16 protein-coding genes are annotated in these 16,533 nt (G+C 75.5%); 2 read left to right on the forward strand and 14 right to left on the reverse strand.

What is annotated here, in order from left to right; translation table 11 throughout:
• From carA to pyrR, 4 genes are all read right to left on the reverse strand, one after another.
• The coding region (gene carA / locus PSD17_RS15805) for a glutamine-hydrolyzing carbamoyl-phosphate synthase small subunit (protein WP_339123219.1) at positions 1-1,143 on the reverse strand (1,143 nt) is incomplete at its 3' end.
• Positions 1,140-2,441, reverse strand: a complete 1,302-nt coding sequence (locus tag PSD17_RS15810) for a dihydroorotase (protein ID WP_013675618.1) — start codon at positions 2,439-2,441, stop codon at positions 1,140-1,142. The genes PSD17_RS15810 and carA, both read right to left, overlap by 4 nt.
• Positions 2,442-2,452: 11 nt before the next feature.
• Positions 2,453-3,397 (reverse strand): aspartate carbamoyltransferase catalytic subunit, encoded by a 945-nt coding sequence (locus PSD17_RS15815; protein WP_013675619.1) that lies wholly within the window; start codon positions 3,395-3,397, stop codon positions 2,453-2,455.
• Complete coding sequence (pyrR, locus tag PSD17_RS15820; RefSeq protein WP_013675620.1) at positions 3,394-3,981, reverse strand: bifunctional pyr operon transcriptional regulator/uracil phosphoribosyltransferase PyrR; 588 nt, start codon at positions 3,979-3,981, stop codon at positions 3,394-3,396. Before pyrR ends, PSD17_RS15815 begins: the two co-directional genes overlap by 4 nt.
• A 525-nt stretch (positions 3,982-4,506) precedes the next feature.
• On the opposite strand from pyrR, the gene bldD reads away from it, so the two are divergent.
• Positions 4,507-4,995: a transcriptional regulator BldD gene (gene bldD / locus PSD17_RS15825; RefSeq protein WP_013675621.1), complete on the forward strand. Its 489-nt coding sequence runs from the start codon at positions 4,507-4,509 to the stop codon at positions 4,993-4,995.
• 221 nt (positions 4,996-5,216) lie between these two features.
• Here bldD and PSD17_RS15830 read toward each other — a convergent pair whose 3' ends face one another.
• The 9 genes from PSD17_RS15830 to PSD17_RS15870 form a co-directional block, all read right to left on the reverse strand.
• Entirely contained in the window at positions 5,217-6,383 is a 1,167-nt protein-coding gene (locus tag PSD17_RS15830) for an MFS transporter (protein ID WP_013675622.1), read from the reverse strand.
• A 96-nt stretch (positions 6,384-6,479) separates the two neighbouring features.
• Positions 6,480-7,994 (reverse strand): ankyrin repeat domain-containing protein, encoded by a 1,515-nt coding sequence (locus tag PSD17_RS15835; RefSeq protein WP_339123223.1) that lies wholly within the window; start codon positions 7,992-7,994, stop codon positions 6,480-6,482.
• Positions 7,995-8,242: 248 nt separating this feature from the next.
• Positions 8,243-8,662: a transcription antitermination factor NusB gene (gene nusB / locus PSD17_RS15840; protein WP_013675624.1), complete on the reverse strand. Its 420-nt coding sequence runs from the start codon at positions 8,660-8,662 to the stop codon at positions 8,243-8,245.
• Between the two features lies 1 nt (position 8,663).
• Positions 8,664-9,227: an elongation factor P gene (efp, locus tag PSD17_RS15845; protein ID WP_013675625.1), complete on the reverse strand. Its 564-nt coding sequence runs from the start codon at positions 9,225-9,227 to the stop codon at positions 8,664-8,666.
• Between the two features lie 200 nt (positions 9,228-9,427).
• Positions 9,428-10,516, reverse strand: coding sequence for a M24 family metallopeptidase (locus PSD17_RS15850; RefSeq protein ID WP_339123224.1), 1,089 nt, complete (start codon positions 10,514-10,516; stop codon positions 9,428-9,430).
• A 4-nt stretch (positions 10,517-10,520) separates the two neighbouring features.
• Positions 10,521-11,624 (reverse strand): 3-dehydroquinate synthase, encoded by a 1,104-nt coding sequence (gene aroB, locus PSD17_RS15855; RefSeq protein ID WP_013675627.1) that lies wholly within the window; start codon positions 11,622-11,624, stop codon positions 10,521-10,523.
• Between the two features lie 411 nt (positions 11,625-12,035).
• Positions 12,036-12,656 carry a shikimate kinase gene (locus PSD17_RS15860; RefSeq protein ID WP_339123227.1) on the reverse strand — a complete coding sequence of 207 codons (621 nt, stop codon included), beginning with the start codon at positions 12,654-12,656 and terminating at the stop codon, positions 12,036-12,038.
• On the reverse strand, positions 12,653-13,840 hold the full coding sequence (aroC, locus tag PSD17_RS15865) for a chorismate synthase (protein WP_013675629.1): 1,188 nt from the start codon (positions 13,838-13,840) through the stop codon (positions 12,653-12,655). Before aroC ends, PSD17_RS15860 begins: the two co-directional genes overlap by 4 nt.
• 52 nt (positions 13,841-13,892) lie before the next feature.
• Positions 13,893-14,432, reverse strand: a complete 540-nt coding sequence (locus tag PSD17_RS15870) for a prepilin peptidase (RefSeq protein WP_339123228.1) — start codon at positions 14,430-14,432, stop codon at positions 13,893-13,895.
• A gap of 713 nt (positions 14,433-15,145) precedes the next feature.
• Between PSD17_RS15870 and PSD17_RS15875 the strand changes: the two genes are divergently transcribed.
• The gene (locus PSD17_RS15875) at positions 15,146-15,571 is read left to right on the forward strand and encodes a PPOX class F420-dependent oxidoreductase (RefSeq protein WP_013675631.1); all 426 of its coding nucleotides are present in this window, start codon (positions 15,146-15,148) and stop codon (positions 15,569-15,571) included.
• A gap of 82 nt (positions 15,572-15,653) precedes the next feature.
• On the opposite strand, the gene PSD17_RS15880 is transcribed toward PSD17_RS15875, so the two are convergent.
• Positions 15,654-16,532: a spermidine synthase gene (locus tag PSD17_RS15880; RefSeq protein ID WP_339123230.1), complete on the reverse strand. Its 879-nt coding sequence runs from the start codon at positions 16,530-16,532 to the stop codon at positions 15,654-15,656.
• Position 16,533 lies beyond the last annotated feature (1 nt).

Consider the following 16,533-nt stretch of genomic DNA (forward strand, 5'->3'; position numbering starts at 1 on the left):
CAGCCGGGGCGCCGGGTGCGCGGCCATGAGGTCGACGAACCGGTCGAACAGGTCCGCCGCGTCGTGCGGGCCCGCGGCCGCCTCCGGGTGGAATTGCACGCTGAAGGCCGGGAAGTCCAGTCCCGCAAGGCCTTCGACGCAGCCGTCGTTGGGGCAGGTGTGGGTGATCACTGCAGGGCCGAACGGCGTGTCGAACCGCTCCCCCGCCTCCCCCTCGACCGCGAAGCCGTGGTTCTGCGAGGTGATCGCCACCCGCCCGGTGGCGTGCTCGACGACCGGGATGTTGATCCCGCGGTGGCCGTAGCGCATCTTGTACGTCCCGCGGCCCAGCGCCCTGGCGAGGATCTGGTTGCCGAAGCAGATGCCGAACGTCGGGATGCCCCGCTCCAGCACCGCCCGGGTCAGCGCGACGGGCACGTCGGCGGTCGCGGGGTCGCCGGGGCCGTTGGACACGAAGAACCCGTCCGCCCCGAGGTCGACGATCTGATCGATCGACGTGTCGGCGGGCAGCACGTGCACCTCGATGCCGCGTGCGGCGAGCATCCGCGGGGTGTTCGACTTGATGCCGACGTCGAGCGCGGCGACCCGGAACCTCGCCTCGCCGTGGGCGGCCACGACGTAGGGCTCGGCCGTGGTGACCGCGCCGTACAGGTCGGCGCCCTCCATCCACGGGCTCGCGAGCACCCGCTCGACGAGGTCGCCGTCGGGTGCCAGCGCGTCGCCGGAGAACACCCCGGCCCGCATCGCGCCGCGCTCGCGCAGGTGCCGGACGACCGCGCGCGTGTCGACGCCCGCGACACCGACGACCCCCTGCTCGGCGAGGACCTCGCCCAGCGCGCGCCGGGACCGCCAGCTCGACGGCCGGCGGGCCGGGTCCCGGACCACGTAGCCCGCGACCTGCACGCGCGCGGACTCGTCGTCCTCGTCGTTCCAGCCGGTGTTGCCGATCTGCGGGGCGGTCTGGACGACGATCTGGCGGTGGTAGGACGGGTCGGTCAGCGTCTCCTGGTAACCGGTCATGCCGGTCGTGAAGACGGCCTCGCCGAGGTTCTCACCGATGGCGCCGAACGGCTCACCGCGGAAGATGCGGCCGTCCTCGAGCACCAGCAGCGCGACCCGGGACGCGGACACGGGGGCGCTCACGCCGTCGTCCGCTCGACGACCCGCCCGTCGCGGGCGGTCACCCTGCCGCGCAGCACCGTCGCGACGACGACGGCCGGCAGCCGCATGCCCTCGTACGGGGTGTTCGACGACAGGCTCGCGAGCGCGGCGCCGCGCACGGTCCACGGCTCCTCGGGATCCACGAGCACCAGGTTGGCAGGCTCGCCGACGGCGATCGGGCGCCCCTGGTCGGGCAGCCCGGCGATCTCCGCCGGCCGCTCGGACATCACCCGGGCGACCCCGTGCCAGTCGAGCAGGCCCGGCTCCACCATCGTGTGCACCACGACCGACAGCGCGGTCTGCAGGCCGAGCATGCCCGGCCTGGCGGCCTGCCACTCGGTGTCCTTGTACTGCGCGGCGTGCGGGGCGTGATCGGTGGCGACGACGTCGATCACGCCCTCGGCCAGCGCCGCCCGCATCGCCTGGGTGTCGGCCGCGGTGCGCAGCGGCGGGTTGACCTTGTTCACCGGGTCGTAGGACGTCAGGGCCGCGTCGGTGAGCAACAGGTGGTGCGGGGTGACCTCCGCGGAGACGGTGACGCCCGCCGCCTTGGCGCTGCGCAGCACCTCGACCGTGCGGGCCGACGAGACGTGGCAGACGTGCAGCCGCGCACCGGCCTCGCGGGCCAGCGCGCAGTCGCGGGCGACGATCGTCTCCTCGGCGGTGGCCGGCCAGCCGGCGAGCCCGAGCCGCGACGCGACGACGCCCTCGTTGGCCTGGGCGCCCTGGGTGAGCCGGTGGTCCTCGGCGTGCTGGGCGATCACGACGTCGAGCGCGGAGGCGTACTCCAGCGCGCGGCGCATGACGAGCGGGTCGTTCACGCAGTGTCCGTCGTCGGAGAACATCCGCACGCCCGCGGTGGTGGCCATCGTGCCGAGCTCGGCGAGCTTCTCCCCCCGCAGCCCGACGGTGACCGCGCCGACCGGGTGCACGTCGACCAGCCCGACCTCGGCGCCGCGACGGCGCACGTGCGCGGTCACCACGTCGGTGTCGGCGACCGGTGCCGTGTTGGGCATCGCGAACACGGCGGTGAACCCGCCGAGCGCGGCGGCCCGGGAGCCGGTCTCGACCGTCTCGGACTCCTCGCCGCCCGGCTCGCGCAGGTGCACGTGCAGGTCGACGAGGCCCGGCAGCAGCACGCGACCCTCGGCGTCGAGCGTCTCCACGCCGTCGGGAGCCTCCAGCCCGGAGCCGATCTCGGTGATCACCCCGTCGCGGACGACCAGGTCGACCGCGTCGTCGTCGTAGGGGCGGGCGTTGCGGATGAACAGGTCGCTCATGCTGGGTCCAGTCACTCCGGGGCTCCCGCGAGAAGGTGGTAGAGGACGGCCATCCGCACGTGGACGCCGTTGCGGACCTGGGCGAGGATCGCGGCGCGGGCCGAGTCGGCCACGCTCGGCGCGATCTCCATGCCGCGCACCATCGGTCCGGGGTGCAGCACGACGCCGTGCTCGGGGAGCATCGCCGCGCGGGCGTCGGAGAGGCCGTAGGCGACGGCGTACTCGCGCGACGACGGGAAGAACCCGCCGGTCATGCGTTCGGCCTGGACGCGCAGCATCATCACCGCGTCGAGGCCCGGGAGCTCGGCGTCGATCTCGTGGGAGACCCGGCAGGGCCACTCGGCGACCCCGACCGGCAGCAGCGTCGGCGGCGCGATCAGCACGACCTCGGCGCCGAGCGTGGCCAGCAGGAAGACGTTGGAGCGGGCGACGCGGCTGTGCAGGACGTCGCCGACGATGCCGATCCGCCGCCCCGCCACCGACCCGAGCCGGTCGCGCAGGGTGGCCGCGTCGAGCAGCGCCTGCGTCGGGTGCTCGTGGGTCCCGTCGCCGGCGTTGACGATGGAGGTGTGCGTGCCGGTGGACTCGCGGTCCTTGTCGGCCCAGGCCGCGAGCCGGTGCGCCGCACCGGACGCCGGGTGCCGGACGATCACGCAGTCGGCCCCCATCGCCGAGAGCGTGAGCGACGTGTCGCGCAGCGACTCGCCCTTGGAGACCGACGAGCCCTTGGCGCTGACGTTGACCGTGTCGGCGCTCATCCACTTGCCGGCGATCTCGAACGAGACCCGGGTGCGGGTCGAGTCCTCGTAGAACATCGTGATGACGGTGCGCCCGCGCAGCGTGGGGAGCTTGCGAACCTCGCGGCCGAGCAGCGCCTGGCGCAGCCGGTCGGACGTGTCGAGCAGGGCGGTCGCGGTGGCCGCGTCCAGGTCGGTGACGGTGAGCAGGTGCTTCACTCGCCCGCCCCCCTGCGGATCGCGACCCGGTCCTCGCCGTCGATCTCGGTGAGCGACACCAGGATCAGCTCACTGCGCGACGTCGGGACGTTCTTGCCGACGTAGTCGGCCCGGATCGGCAGCTCGCGGTGGCCGCGGTCGACGAGGACGGCGAGCTGGACGGCGCGGGGCCGGCCGTGCTCGGAGACCGCGTCGAGGGCCGCCCGGACGGTGCGGCCCGACATCAGCACGTCGTCGACCAGGACGACGAGGGCGTCGTCGACGCCGCCCTCGGGAACCTGGGTGTCCTCCAACGCGCGGGCCGGCCGACGACGGAGGTCGTCGCGGTAGAGCGTGGGGTCCACGGTCCCGACGGCCGGGGCGCGGCCGCCGAACTCGGCGACGGCGGCGGCCAGCCTGCGGGCCAGTACGGTGCCGCGGGTCGGGATCCCGATGAGCACGACGTGCTCGGCGTCCGCGGTCTTCTCGATGATCTGGTGCGCGATGCGCGCGATGGTGCGGGTGACGTCGGAGGCGCTGAGGAGTTCGCGGTCGGGCAGACCGCTCCCCTCGCCACCGGCGTCCCCGCGGCGATCGTTCGCCACGAGGTCGCTCTCCTTCCCCGCCTCGCCGGACGGGTCGTTAAAGGAACTGGTGCGCGGTGACGCTATCAGCGATCGCCGCCGGACCGGGGTCCACGCGGGCGCTACCGGCCCGGGTCACACGGTCACGCCGGTCACACCCGATCCCGCGGCTCGGCCGGGGCCGAACGGTCACAGTCCGATAACACTCACGGAAGTCACAGAAGCACCATCCGTCCCTGCAGACGCAGCTGATCCGCCCAGCGTGACCGCCATCGTCCCTGGACGGGGCGTGTCGATCAGCCGTTCGAGTGGAGAACCGCCCATGTGGCTTCAGGACGGCTCACCCGGCTTGACCCGGCGACGGAGAGGGGCGCATGATTACTCTCCGTATCGATCAGCTGGCTCGCGAGTGGCCGCGGAAGCGGGGGGCACCGTCTCGACGAGCGCTGATGACGGCGGACCGGCGGAGGGGTCGGTCCGGCCATGCACGACCAGCACACGGACGTCGGTCCCGCGGCCGGACGTCCTGCGAGAGGGGATCGCCACATGGGCGACTACGCCAAGGCACTCGGCAGCAAGCTCCGCGCCATCCGGCAGCAGCAGGGTCTGTCGCTGCACGGCGTCGAGCAGAAGTCGGGTGGCCGGTGGAAGGCCGTCGTCGTCGGCTCCTACGAGCGCGGCGACCGCGCCGTCACCGTCCAGAAGCTGGCGGAGCTCGCCGACTTCTACGGCGTCCCGGTCGCCGAGCTGCTGCCGGAGGGCCGTGTGCCGTCGGGCTCCGAGCCCGCGACGAAGATCGTCATCAACCTGGAGCGGCTGCAGCAGCTGCCCGCCGACAAGGTCGGTCCGCTGGCGCGTTACGCCGCGGCGATCCAGAGCCAGCGCGGCGACTACAACGGCAAGGTCCTCTCGATCAGGGCCGAGGACCTCCGATCTCTCGCGATCATCTACGACAAGACCCCCGGCGAGCTGACCGACCAGCTCATCGACTGGGGCGTGCTGCCCCCCGAGGCGCGTCCGCACCGCGTCGACTGACGCGCACCGGCTCTGCCTCGACTCGTCACGCGCCTGCGGGCCGGGCGTCCGGCGTGCGCCCGCACCACGTCCCGTCCGGCCCCGCAGGACTCGACGGGTCCCGCCCACGTCGCGTCCGGCGCCGCCTGCGGCGGGTCCGCTCGGGGCCTTCGTCGAGTGCGCCCGGCCGCGCCGGCGCCGCACCCGCGCGTTCCGTGTCCTGCCGGCGGTACGGGCGGGCGTCACGCGTCGACGGTCGCTGCGGGACGGGTACCCGCCCGCAGCGAGAACACGGCCAGCACCGCGCCCATCGCGGCGAGCAGCGCCCCCACCGCCGACGGCGCCCCCAACCCGAGACCCGCGGCCAGCGCCACGCCGCCCAGTGCCGCGCCCAGCGCGTTCGCGACGTTGAACGCGGAATGGATCGCCGCCGAGGCGAGCACGGGGGCGTCACGCGCCGCGTCCATGACCACCGACTGCACCGCCGGGACCAGCGCCAGGCCGAGCAGCCCGACCCCGAACACGACGAGCGGCGCGAGCCACCGCGAGTGCAGCGCCAGCACCGCGGCGGCCAGCAGGACCGCCTGCGCCGCGAGCAGAACGACCATCACGCGCCGCGGGTCGACCCGGTCGGCGACGCGCCCGCCCAGGACGGTCCCCAGCGTCATGCCTAGGCCGAAGACGCCGAGCAGGACCGGCACGACGTCGGAACCGAACCCGGCGAGCCCGGTGATCACCGGCGCGATGTAGCTGTAGAACGCGAACAGCCCGCCACAGCCCAGCACGATCATCGCGAGGACCAGCAGTACGGAGCGCTGCCGGAACACCGCCAGTTCCGCCCCGAGCCGGGCGGGCGTCCCGACGCCCGCCCGGGGCACGAGCAACGCGATCCCCGCGACGGACGTCAGCGCCACGACGACGATCACCGCGAACGCGGCGCGCCAGCCCACGACCGACCCCAGCGCGGTCGCCGCCGGGACCCCGAGGACGTTCGCCACGGTGAGGCCGAGGAAGACCGCGGCGACGGCCCTGGCCCGGCGTTCCTCCGGCACGAGTGACGCCGCGACCAGTGCCGCGACACCGAAGAACGCGCCGTGCGGCAGCCCGGTCAGGAAACGCACGGCCACGAGCAGCCCGAACGACGGCGCGGCCGCCGCCAGCGCGTTGCCGACCGCGAACATCGCCATGAACAGGATCAGCATCCGGGTGCGCGGAAGGCGCAGGCTCACCGCCGTGAGCAGCGGAGCCCCGACGACGACGCCGATCGCGTAGGCCGTGACGAGCGTGCCCGCAGCCGGGACCGAGACGTCGAGACCCGTCGCGATCTGGGGCAGCAGGCCCATCACGGCGAACTCGGTCAGGCCGATGGCGAACGTGCCCAGGGCGAGGGGCAGGATCGCGACGCGCAACAGGAACTCCGACGGTCGGTGGGCCCGCCGGGGAGAGTTCGCCGGCGGCAGGCTGCCCGTCCTCGCGCCGCCCCACCACCACGCTAGTCCGCCGCGTCACGTCCCCGGGATGTGGCGTTCCTCCCGTGCGGTCAGCTCCGCGGCGAGCGCCGTGTGCCCGGCGTGCGCGGCCCAGCCGGCGGGCGTCGCGTCGAAGCGGGCGTCGCGCACGGTCGGATCGGCGCCGCGGGCGAGCAGCAGCGCGACCATGTCGTGGTCGGCGCGCAGCGCGGCCTCGTGCAGGGCGGTGTTCCAGCCGTCGTGGCCGGCCCCGTCGCCGCGGCCGCGGACGTCGACCGGCACGCCGAGATCGAGCAGCAGCTCCACGGCACGCCGCCGCCCGCCGGCGGCGGCCATGACGAGCGCCCCGGGCCGGAGCGCCGCCGCCTCGGCGCGCACCGTGTCCGGCGCCGCGGCGACCGCCGTGCCGTCCCCGGCGAGCGCGGCGGCGAGCAGTGCGGCCGCGGGGTCCAGCACGGGCCGGGCCGCACCGCGGGCGACAAGCAGGTCGACGATCGCCGGGTGGCCCAGCCGCGCCGCCACCTCGGCGACCGGGGTGGTACCGATCCAGCGCCCGCCGCGGACCGCGACGTCGTTGTCCAACAACAGTTCCACCCGCGCGGTCAGGCCGTGCAGGACGGCCCAGTCGAGCTGGTCGGCCAGCAGCCGCGCGGACTCGGGCAGGGTGTGGCCGAGCCGTGAACGCCACACGCCCCCGTCGCCGCGCCGGCCCAGGCCGTGGGCGAAGAGCAGGACGAGATGCGAGTCGTCGGCGCCGAACATGCGGTTGTAGAGGGTCTGCGCGTCGTCGGGGTCGGCGCCGCGTTCGAGCAGCAATGTCGCCAGTGGACGCTCGGCGGGATGACGGGGCTGGGCCTGCGGGCCGCCCTCCCCCTCGCCGAAGACACCGGTCAGCACCGTGAAGGGCGACGGCAGCCCGTGCCAGAGCCGGCCCGCGTTCGGGTCGGCGCCGTGGTCGAGCAGGAGTGTGGCGGCGGTGAGCACCGCGTCGACGTCGATCCGGGGTTCGTGGCGGGCGTAGGCGAGGTACATCAGCGGCGGCCACCGGTGCGGGCCGCCGTCGAGGCCGGCACGGGACGGGTCCGCCACGAGCAGCCGGCGCAGGGCGTCGACGTCGGCGGTCGCCGCCGCCGTGTGCACGGTCGCCCCGGCGATCTCGGGGCGCGCGGCGAGCAGGGCGGCGGCGCGCTCCCGGCGGACCGGGTCGTCGCCGTCGTAGCGCAGGCACGCGAGGGCGAGGAACTCGTCGGCGGGGCTCGCGGCGGCAGGGTCCGCAGGGTCGGCGGGGTCGGCGGGTGGGACCCACGACCAGCGCGCGACGGTCCGCAGGTGCCGGACCAGCGGTGGCCAGCCCGCGAAGCCGTGCGTGCGGGCGAGCACGAGCTGGGCGACGTGCAGCGGGACGTCGCCGTCGGCGTGCTCGGGTGCCCAGCGGGCGACGCGCGCGCGGGCCGTGGCGTCGCCCGCACGGGCGGCACGGCTGAGCTCGCGGGCCTGGCGACGCAGCTGGTCGACGTCGGGGTCCTGCGGCAGGGGGACGACGGTGGGCACGAGCCCTCCTCTCACCACCCGTGGTCCGCGTACCGGGGGTTCGGGAGGAGGGTGTGCAGGACACGCATCCACACGGGAACCGCCCAGGTGGGCTCAGCCCTGCCCGCGGACCAGGTGGCGCCCTGGCGCGCCGTGGCGGACGCTACCAGCCTCCGGCCGTGGCGGGCCCCGGCGTGCGTCCGCCCGCGTCCGGCGAACGGGACGCGGGCGGAAGGAGGACCGGTGGTGCCGCGGCGCAGGGCGGGGCGTCAGCGTGTGGCGCGCAGGTGCTCCGCGATGTCGGCGATGCGGCCGAGCACGCCGTTGAGGAAGCGCGGCGAGTCGTCGGTCGAGAGCGTCCGGGCAAGCTCGACCGCCTCGGTGATGGCGACCGGGTCGTCGATCTCGTCGACCCACAGCAGCTCGAACACGCCGATGCGCAGCAGCGTCCGGTCGACGGCCGGCATGCGCGCGACCGTCCAGCCCTCGGCGTGCTCGGCCAGCAGCTGGTCGATCCGTTCACGGTGCTCGACGACGCCCTGTACCAGCAGCGCCGCGTAGTCCGAGACGGGCGGCGCGTCGTCGGTCTCCCGGCGGTTGCGCAGCACCTCGAGCGGGTCGTCGCCACGCGCCTCGGACTCGAAGAGGATGTCCAGGGCGCGTTTGCGGGCCTTGGTGCGCGCTCTCACGTCAGGAGCTGACGCGGCCGAGGTACCGGCCGTCGCGGGTGTCGACCTTGACCTTCTCGCCGGTGGTCACGAACAACGGGACCTGGATCTCCGCGCCGGTCTCCAGCGTGGCCGGCTTGGTGCCGCCGGTGGAGCGGTCGCCCTGCAGGCCCGGGTCGGTGTGGGAGATGACGAGCTCGACCGACGTGGGCAGCTCGACGTAGAGCGGGACGCCGTCGTGCAGCGCGACCATCGCGGTCTGGTTCTCCAGCAGGTACCCGGCCGCGGTGCCGACCGTGGGCTCGGGGATCGGGATCTGCTCGTAGGTGTCGCCGTCCATGAACACGAAGTCGGAGCCGTCGCGGTACAGGTAGGTCATGTCGCGGCGGTCGACGGTCGCGGTGTCGACCTTCGTGCCGGCGTTGAAGGTCTTGTCGACGACCTTGCCGGTCATGACGTTCTTCAGCGTCGTGCGCACGAAGGCGCCGCCCTTGCCCGGCTTGACGTGCTGGAACGCCGTGACCGACCACAGCTGGCCGTCCAGGTTGAGCACCAGGCCGTTCTTCAGGTCGTTCGTCGTCGCCACGTGCGGGTGTCTCCTGAGTCGATGCGGGGCGAGCCGGAGCATGTGCGTGCCGGGCTCGTGCGGGCGGGAGGCGAACCGGGCCGGCGCCCGGTCCCGGGCGGACCGCCGAGCGACGCCGCCACGATTCCTGTCGTCAAGGATAGCGCCGGGCCACGACGCCGGACCGGACGGGCCGGTCGACGAAGGGCGGCCCCGCCGCGTCAGACCTCGACGAGCTCGCGCGGCAGGCGGGTGAGCGACTCCGCGCCGTCGGGCCCGACGACGAGGGTGTCCTCGATCCGCACCCCGCCGCGGCCCTCCAGGTAGACGCCGGGCTCGACGGTCAGCACCATGCCCGCGGCGAGCGTCCCGGTGCCGGTGGCCGCCAGCGCGGGCGCCTCGTGGATCTCCAGGCCGACCCCGTGCCCGAGCCCGTGCACGAAGTGCTCGCCCTGCCCCGCCGCGGCGATCACGTCGCGCGACGCGGCGTCGACCGCGACGACCTCGACCCCCGGCGCGAGCGCCGCCCGACCCGCGAGCTGCGCACGTGCGACCAGCTCGTGCACATCGCGCTGCCACTGCGCGGGCGGTCCGATGACGAAGGTGCGGGTGACGTCGGAGTGGTACCCGTCGACGAGGGCGCCGAAGTCGATCTTCACGAGGTCGCCGCGGCGCAGCGGGGTGTCCGTCGGGGTGTGGTGCGGGATCGCCGAGTGCGCACCGGCGGCGAGGATCGTCCGGAACGCCGGCGCGGTCGCGCCGTGCTCGCGCATGCGGTTCTCGAGGTCGAGGGCGACCGCGCGTTCGGTGCGGCCGGGCGCGAGACCATCCGCGGCCAGCAGATCGGTCAGCGCGGCCTCGGCGACCGCGCAGGCCGTGCGCAGCGCCGCGACCTCGACGGCGTCCTTCACCGCGCGCAGGTCGGCGACGAGGCCCGGGGCACGGATCAGCTCCGTGGTGCCGGCCGCCTCGTCGAGGGCGAGATGGGCGTCGACGGTGACGGCGTCGGACTCGAAGCCGAGGTGCTGCACACCCAGCCAGGACGCGCGCGCGGCCAGCGCGCGGGCGCTCGCGCGGTCGGTCACCACCGGGAGGTCGGGCACCTCGGCGGCGGACTGGGTCACGTAGCGGCCGTCGGTGCAGAACAGGCTCGCGTCGTCGTCCTCGGCGGCTACGAGGAGCGCCGCGTTGGACCCGGTGAACCCGGTGAGGTAGCGGATGTTGACCAGGTCGGTGACGAGCAGCCCGTCGAGCTCGCGGGCACGCAGCCGCGCGCGCAGGGCGGCGCGGCGGACGGCCTGGGGGCGCATCGGGTCAGCCCGCGGCCACGACGTCGTAGGCCCGTTCCAGCAGCGCGGGGTCGGGCCCTTCGAGCCGGCCGGGCTTCGCCAGGCCGTCGAGCACGACGAACCGGAGCATGCCCGCGCGTGCCTTCTTGTCCCCGGCCATGGTCGCGACGAGCTCGGGCAGCGCGTCCGGGGCGTAGCCGACGGGCAGGCCGATCGAGGTGAGGACCCCGCGGTGGCGGTCGGCGGTGGCGTCGTCGAGGCGGCCGGCGGCCCGGGCCAGCTCGGCGGCGAACACCATGCCGACGCTGACCGCGGCGCCGTGGCGCCACGTGTAGTCCTCGCGCCGTTCGATCGCGTGGCCGAGGGTGTGGCCGTAGTTGAGGATCTCGCGCAGGTGCGACTCGCGCAGATCGGCCCCCACGACGTCGGCCTTCACCCGGATCGCGCGCCGGACCAGCTCGGGCAGCACGTCGCCGCGCGGGTCCAGGGCCGCGGCCGGGTCCTTCTCGACCAGCTCCAGGATGACCGGGTCGACGATGAACCCGGCCTTCACGACCTCGGCCATACCCGCGACCAGCTCCGGCGCGGGCAGGGTCTCCAGCGTCGCGAGGTCGACGAGGACGGCGGCGGGCTCGTGGAACGCGCCGACGAGGTTCTTGCCGGCCGCGGTGTTGATCCCGGTCTTGCCGCCGACCGCCGCGTCGACCATGGCGAGCAGGGTCGTCGGCACGTGGACGACGTTCACCCCGCGCATCCACGTCGCGGCCACGAACCCGGCCAGGTCGGTGACGGCGCCGCCGCCGAAGCCGACGACGACGTCACGCCGGGTGAGCCCGACCGTCCCGCAGACCTCCCAGCAGTAGCCCGCCACGGCGAGCGCCTTGCCCTCCTCGGCGTCGGGAACCTCGACGCGGTGCGCGTCGAGACCCGCGGCCTCCAGCTCCCGGCGGGCGGCCTCGGCCTCGTCGGCGAGCGGCGGCTGGTGGACGAGGACCGCCGTACGGGCACCGGTGCCCTCGACGACCTCGGCGAGGTCCCCGCGCACGCCGCGACCGACCCGGACCTCGTAGGGACGCTCGGCGGCGACCTCGATACGGACCGACTCGCCGGGCTTCACGGGCTCGCTCATGCGACGACCCTAACGACGACCGGGCGCGCGCCGGGCCGGCACCCGGCGAGCGCCCGCCCCGTCCTGAGGGTGGGGGGTCGCGGTCAGGGCCGCCCGCCGACGCCGCGGTCACGGGCGCGCGTCCCCGCGGCGGTCAGGACCGGTCCGCCGAACAGCGGGTCGGGGCCGGGCGCCCGGACAGCGGTACGGACCGAGCGCCCGTGCGGCGGTACGGCCGGTCGCTGCGCGGCGGTCGGTCGGCCGGCGCGCCTGGCCGCGGGCCAGGCGCCCACTCGGCGAACGGCCGACGCACACGCGGCGGAACAGACCGAGCGCCCACGCGGCAGAACGTCGGTCGCCGGCACGCGACCGGGCGCGTACCGGCCGCAGGGCCAGGCGCCCACACGGCGCAAGGGCCGGACGTCGTCGCGGTCAGGAGCGGGCGTCGTCGCGCACGAAGGGGGCGGGCAGGTCGACGCCGTCGTGCGGGGTCGGCTCGTCGAGCGGGTCGCCCGGGACGGGTGCGGGCTCGGGGACGGACTCCCCCAGCGCCGCCAGCACGGCCGTCGCGACCTGGTTGGCGCTGCGCTTGGCGGTCTCGACCGTCACCGTCGCGACCTCCGCGTACAGCGGCGCCCGGGCGTCGAGCAGGGCCTTGAACGTCGCGCGGGGATTGACACCCGCCAGCAGCGGGCGCGCCGTGGACATGCCGGTGCGCCGCATGCCGTCGGTCAGGGTCACGCTCAGGGCGACGACCCGGTGGCCCCGCAGGGCGGCCCGCGTCTCCGCGGCCAGCACCGCGCCGCCGCCGAGCGCGAGGACCCCGCAGTCGCGGGCGAGGGCGTCGGCGACGACCTCGCGCTCGAGGGCCCGGAACGCGTCCTCACCGTCCTCGGTGAACATGTCGGCGATCGACTTGCCGGCCCGCTCCTCGATGAGCGCGTCGGCGTCGGTGAACGCGACGCCCAGCCGGCGCGCGACCACCTTGCCGACGGTGCTCTTCCCGGAGCCGGGCGGCCCGACGAACACGACGCTCGGCCTGCCCCCGCTCACCCGTCCGCCCCGAAGCGCGGCGCGGCCTGCTCGTAGGAGCGCAGGTTGCGGACGGTCTCGGCGACCGAGTCCCCGCCGAACTTCTCCAGCGCCGCGTCGGCGAGCACGAGGGCGACCATCGCCTCGGCGACGACACCGGCCGCCGGCACCGCGCAGACGTCGGACCGCTGGTGGATGGCCTGGGCCTCGTGCCCGGTCGCGACGTCGACGGTGCGCAGCGCCCGCGGGACCGTGGAGATCGGCTTCATCGCCACACGTACCCGGACCGGCTCGCCGTTGGTCATGCCGCCCTCGATGCCGCCCGCGCGGTTGCTGAGCCGCTCGACCGGCGCGCCCGGCACCATCTCGTCGTGCGCGGCGCTGCCGCGGCGGCGGGCGGTGCGGAAACCGTCGCCGATCTCGACGCCCTTCATCGCCTGGATGCCCATGAGGGCGCCGGCGAGCCGCGCGTCGAGCCGCCGGTCGGAGTGGACGTACGACCCGACGCCGACGGGCATGCCGTAGGCGATCACCTCGACGACGCCGCCGAGGGTGTCGCCGTCCTCCTGCGCGGCGTCGACCTCGGCGATCATCGCCGCGGCCGCCGCCGGGTCGACGGCGCGGACGGGGTTGGCGTCGACCTTCTCGAGGTCGCCGGGGCCCGGGACGACGTCGTCGGGCGCCTCCGCGGCACCGAGGGCGACGACGTGGGACACCACGGTGACCCCGAACGCCTGGGCGAGGAACGCCTTGGCGACGGTGCCCAGCACGACACGCGAGGCGGTCTCACGTGCGCTCGCCCGCTCGAGGACGGGACGGGCGTCGTCGAACCCGAACTTCGTCATCCCGGCGAGGTCGGCGTGACCGGGCCGCGGCCGGGTGAGCGGAGCGTTGCGCGCACGGTTGGCGATCAGCTCCGGGTCGACCGGATCGGCCGCCATCACCGTCTCCCACTTGGGCCACTCGGTGTTGCCGATGCGCACCGCGACAGGGCCGCCCTGCGTGAGACCGTGGCGGATGCCGCCGATGATCTCCAGCTCGTCGGCCTCGAACTTCATCCGGGCGCCGCGGCCGTAGCCCAGGCGGCGCCGGGCCAGCTCGGCCGCGATCTCCTTCGACGTCACCTCGACGCCGGCGACCATGCCCTCGAGCACGGCGACCAGGGCCGGACCGTGCGACTCCCCTGCGGTGATCCAACGCAACACGCCGTCCATCCTCTCACCCGTCCACCTGCGCACTCGCCGCGGTCGTCCCCGGTCAGCCCGGCGGCCCGACGGCCGTCACGACGGCGAGCACGCCGACCACCAACGCGGGCCCGAACGGCACCTCGACACCGCGCACCCGACCGGTCCGCGCGGCCACGACCAGCGCGTGCAGCGCGCCGAGCACCGCACCCACGAGACCTGCCAGGAGCAGAGCCGGCCAGCCGTCGCGACCCGCCGTCGCGCCGAGTGCGGGCGCGAGCGTGCAGTCTCCCCCACCGAGCCCGCCGCGGGTCGCCGCGCGGACGAGCAGCAGCATCCCCGCCGCCGCGGCCGCGGCGGCGACGGCCCGGGCCACCCCCGCCGGGTCGACCCACGCGGTCGGGACCAGCGCGAGCCCGGACCCGGCCGTCGTCGCGGCGGTCAGCGGTCCGGGCAGTCGGTGCACCGCCGCGTCGACGGCCACGAGGGCGATCCCGCACACCGCGATCCAGCATCCCGCGACCGCGGCCGGGCCCGGCCGGGCGGCGACCACGAGCGCGCAGGCCAGCGCCGAGACCGCCTCGACCGAGGCCGCGGGCGGTCCGATCCGCACCCCGCAGCACGGTGCCCGTCCGCTGGCAGGAAGCCGGCCCGGTCCCGGGGCGCGCCACCACCGGCGCGGGACCACGGCCGCGGCCGGGCCCCGGCCTTTCCGCGGCCAGGCACCGGGGACCCGTGTTCCGACGGCGAGCGCCGCCGCACAGCGCGGACAGCGCGACCGGAAGGCGTCCCGTCCGGGGACCGAGTGCCGGAAGATCGCCGCCCGCACCGAGGGACCCGCCAGCCCGCCCGCCACGGCGGCGAGCAGGAGCACCGCGACCTCGACCGGCCGGCACGCCGCCGCCGCGGCCGGCCCGAGAACCGCCCCGACCACGACCGCCCCGACGACCGCCCCGCTGGGCGGCGCGCGCGTCGGCCCGGCCGGTGGTGCCGCCGACCGGCCGCGGGGGGCCGGCTCCAGCCACCGCCCAGGTCGCCGGGCAGGACGCGAACCCCGCGCGGGACGCGACGGGGATGGCCCGCTCCCGGCCGCGAGCGCCGGGCGTCCGCCCGTCGCGGACGCGGTCCCGTCCCGCGGCGCCCCGACGGCCCGTTCGTGTCCGTTCATGCCCTGATCGTCGTCCGGCCTGCCCGGCGGCGGGGCAGGTCCGCCGCGACCTGTGGATCGTCACCGGACATGGGGACGGTTCGCCTCCGGTGAGCCCGACACGTCCGAGAACGTCGGTGGCGTGTGCTGGGCCGTGATCGGGACTAGCGTCGGCGGACGTGGCCGCCGACGACGCCCTCATCGCCCAGTTCACACAGGCCGGAACGGGCATCCTGATGACCCTCAAGCGCGACGGGCGGCCCCAGGCCTCCGTCGTCGCGCACGCCATCGACCCCGCGACCCGCACGCTGCGCATCTCCGTGACCGACGACCGCGCGAAGACCCGCAACCTGCGCCGCGACCCGCGCGCGACCTACATGGTCGTCCGGCCCGACGGAGGCGGCTACGCCGTCGGCGAGGGCACCGCGGAACTCTCGGCCCCCGCCGCGGACCCGCACGACGCGACGGTCGACGAGCTGGTCGACGTCTACCGCGCGGTGCAGGGCGAGCACCCCGACTGGGACGAGTTCCGCGCCGCGATGGTCGAGCAGCGCCGCCTCGTGCTGACGATCCGCCTCGACCGCGTGTACGGCTGGGGCGCATGACCTGGTCGTGAGCGGCGATGGTCGCCATGGCGACCATCGCCGCTCACAGGGCCCGACCCGGTCACAGGGCGCTGGGCCTGGCTCAGGGCCCGTCGGCAGGACGGCCGAAGAACCCCGCGGGCGGGACCGGTGACGGCACGGCCGTCCGGTCGGTGACCACGGCCCCCGTCCGGGCGAACCGGCGCAGCTCGGCACCGTGCCGCACGCCGGCCGGGAAGGGGTCGGCGGCGGTGGCCCGCGCCAGGTCGCCGAGGGGCAGCGGGTCGGCCGAGGCGAGCAGCAGCAGGTTGCCGAAGCGGCGCCCGTGCCAGACGTCGCCGGCCACGACGAGGGCGCGGTGCGCCAGTACCGTGCCGACCGTCGTGACCTGGCTGCGCGCGAACGCGAGCGGTCCGCCGTCGGCCAGGTTGACCGCGAGGACACCGCCCGGTGCGAGGGCGGCGGCGGCGAGCCCGGCGAACTCGACCGACGTCAGGTGCGCCGGGATCCGGGCGCCGGCGAAGACGTCGACGACCAGCAGGTCGGCACCGCCCGGGGGCAGGGCCACGGCCTCGGCGCGGGCGTCGCCGACGCGCAGCTGCCAGAGGTCGTCGTCGGCCGGCAGCCGGTCGCCGACCAGCCGGGCCAGCGCCCCGTCGAGCTCGACGACCGCCTGCGGAGACCGCGGCCGCGTCGCCGCGACGTAGCGTGCCAACGTCCACGCCCCGCCCCCGAGGTGCACGACACGCAGCGGCTCGCCCGCGGGGGCGAGCGCGTCGACGACGTGCCCGAGCCTGCGGACGTACTCGAACTCGAGATGGGTCGGGTCGTCGAGGTCGACGTGCGACTGCGCGGTGCCGTCGACGAGCAGCGTCCACGACGACGGCCGGTCCGGATCGGAGACCAGCTCGGCCAGCCCGTGGTCGACCTCGACGCGAACGACGACCGACGACCCCGAGGGCCCGGGCGATGGTTCGGGCACG

This window comes from Pseudonocardia sp. D17, from assembly GCF_036984265.1.
GTDB lineage: Bacteria > Actinomycetota > Actinomycetes > Mycobacteriales > Pseudonocardiaceae > Pseudonocardia > Pseudonocardia benzenivorans.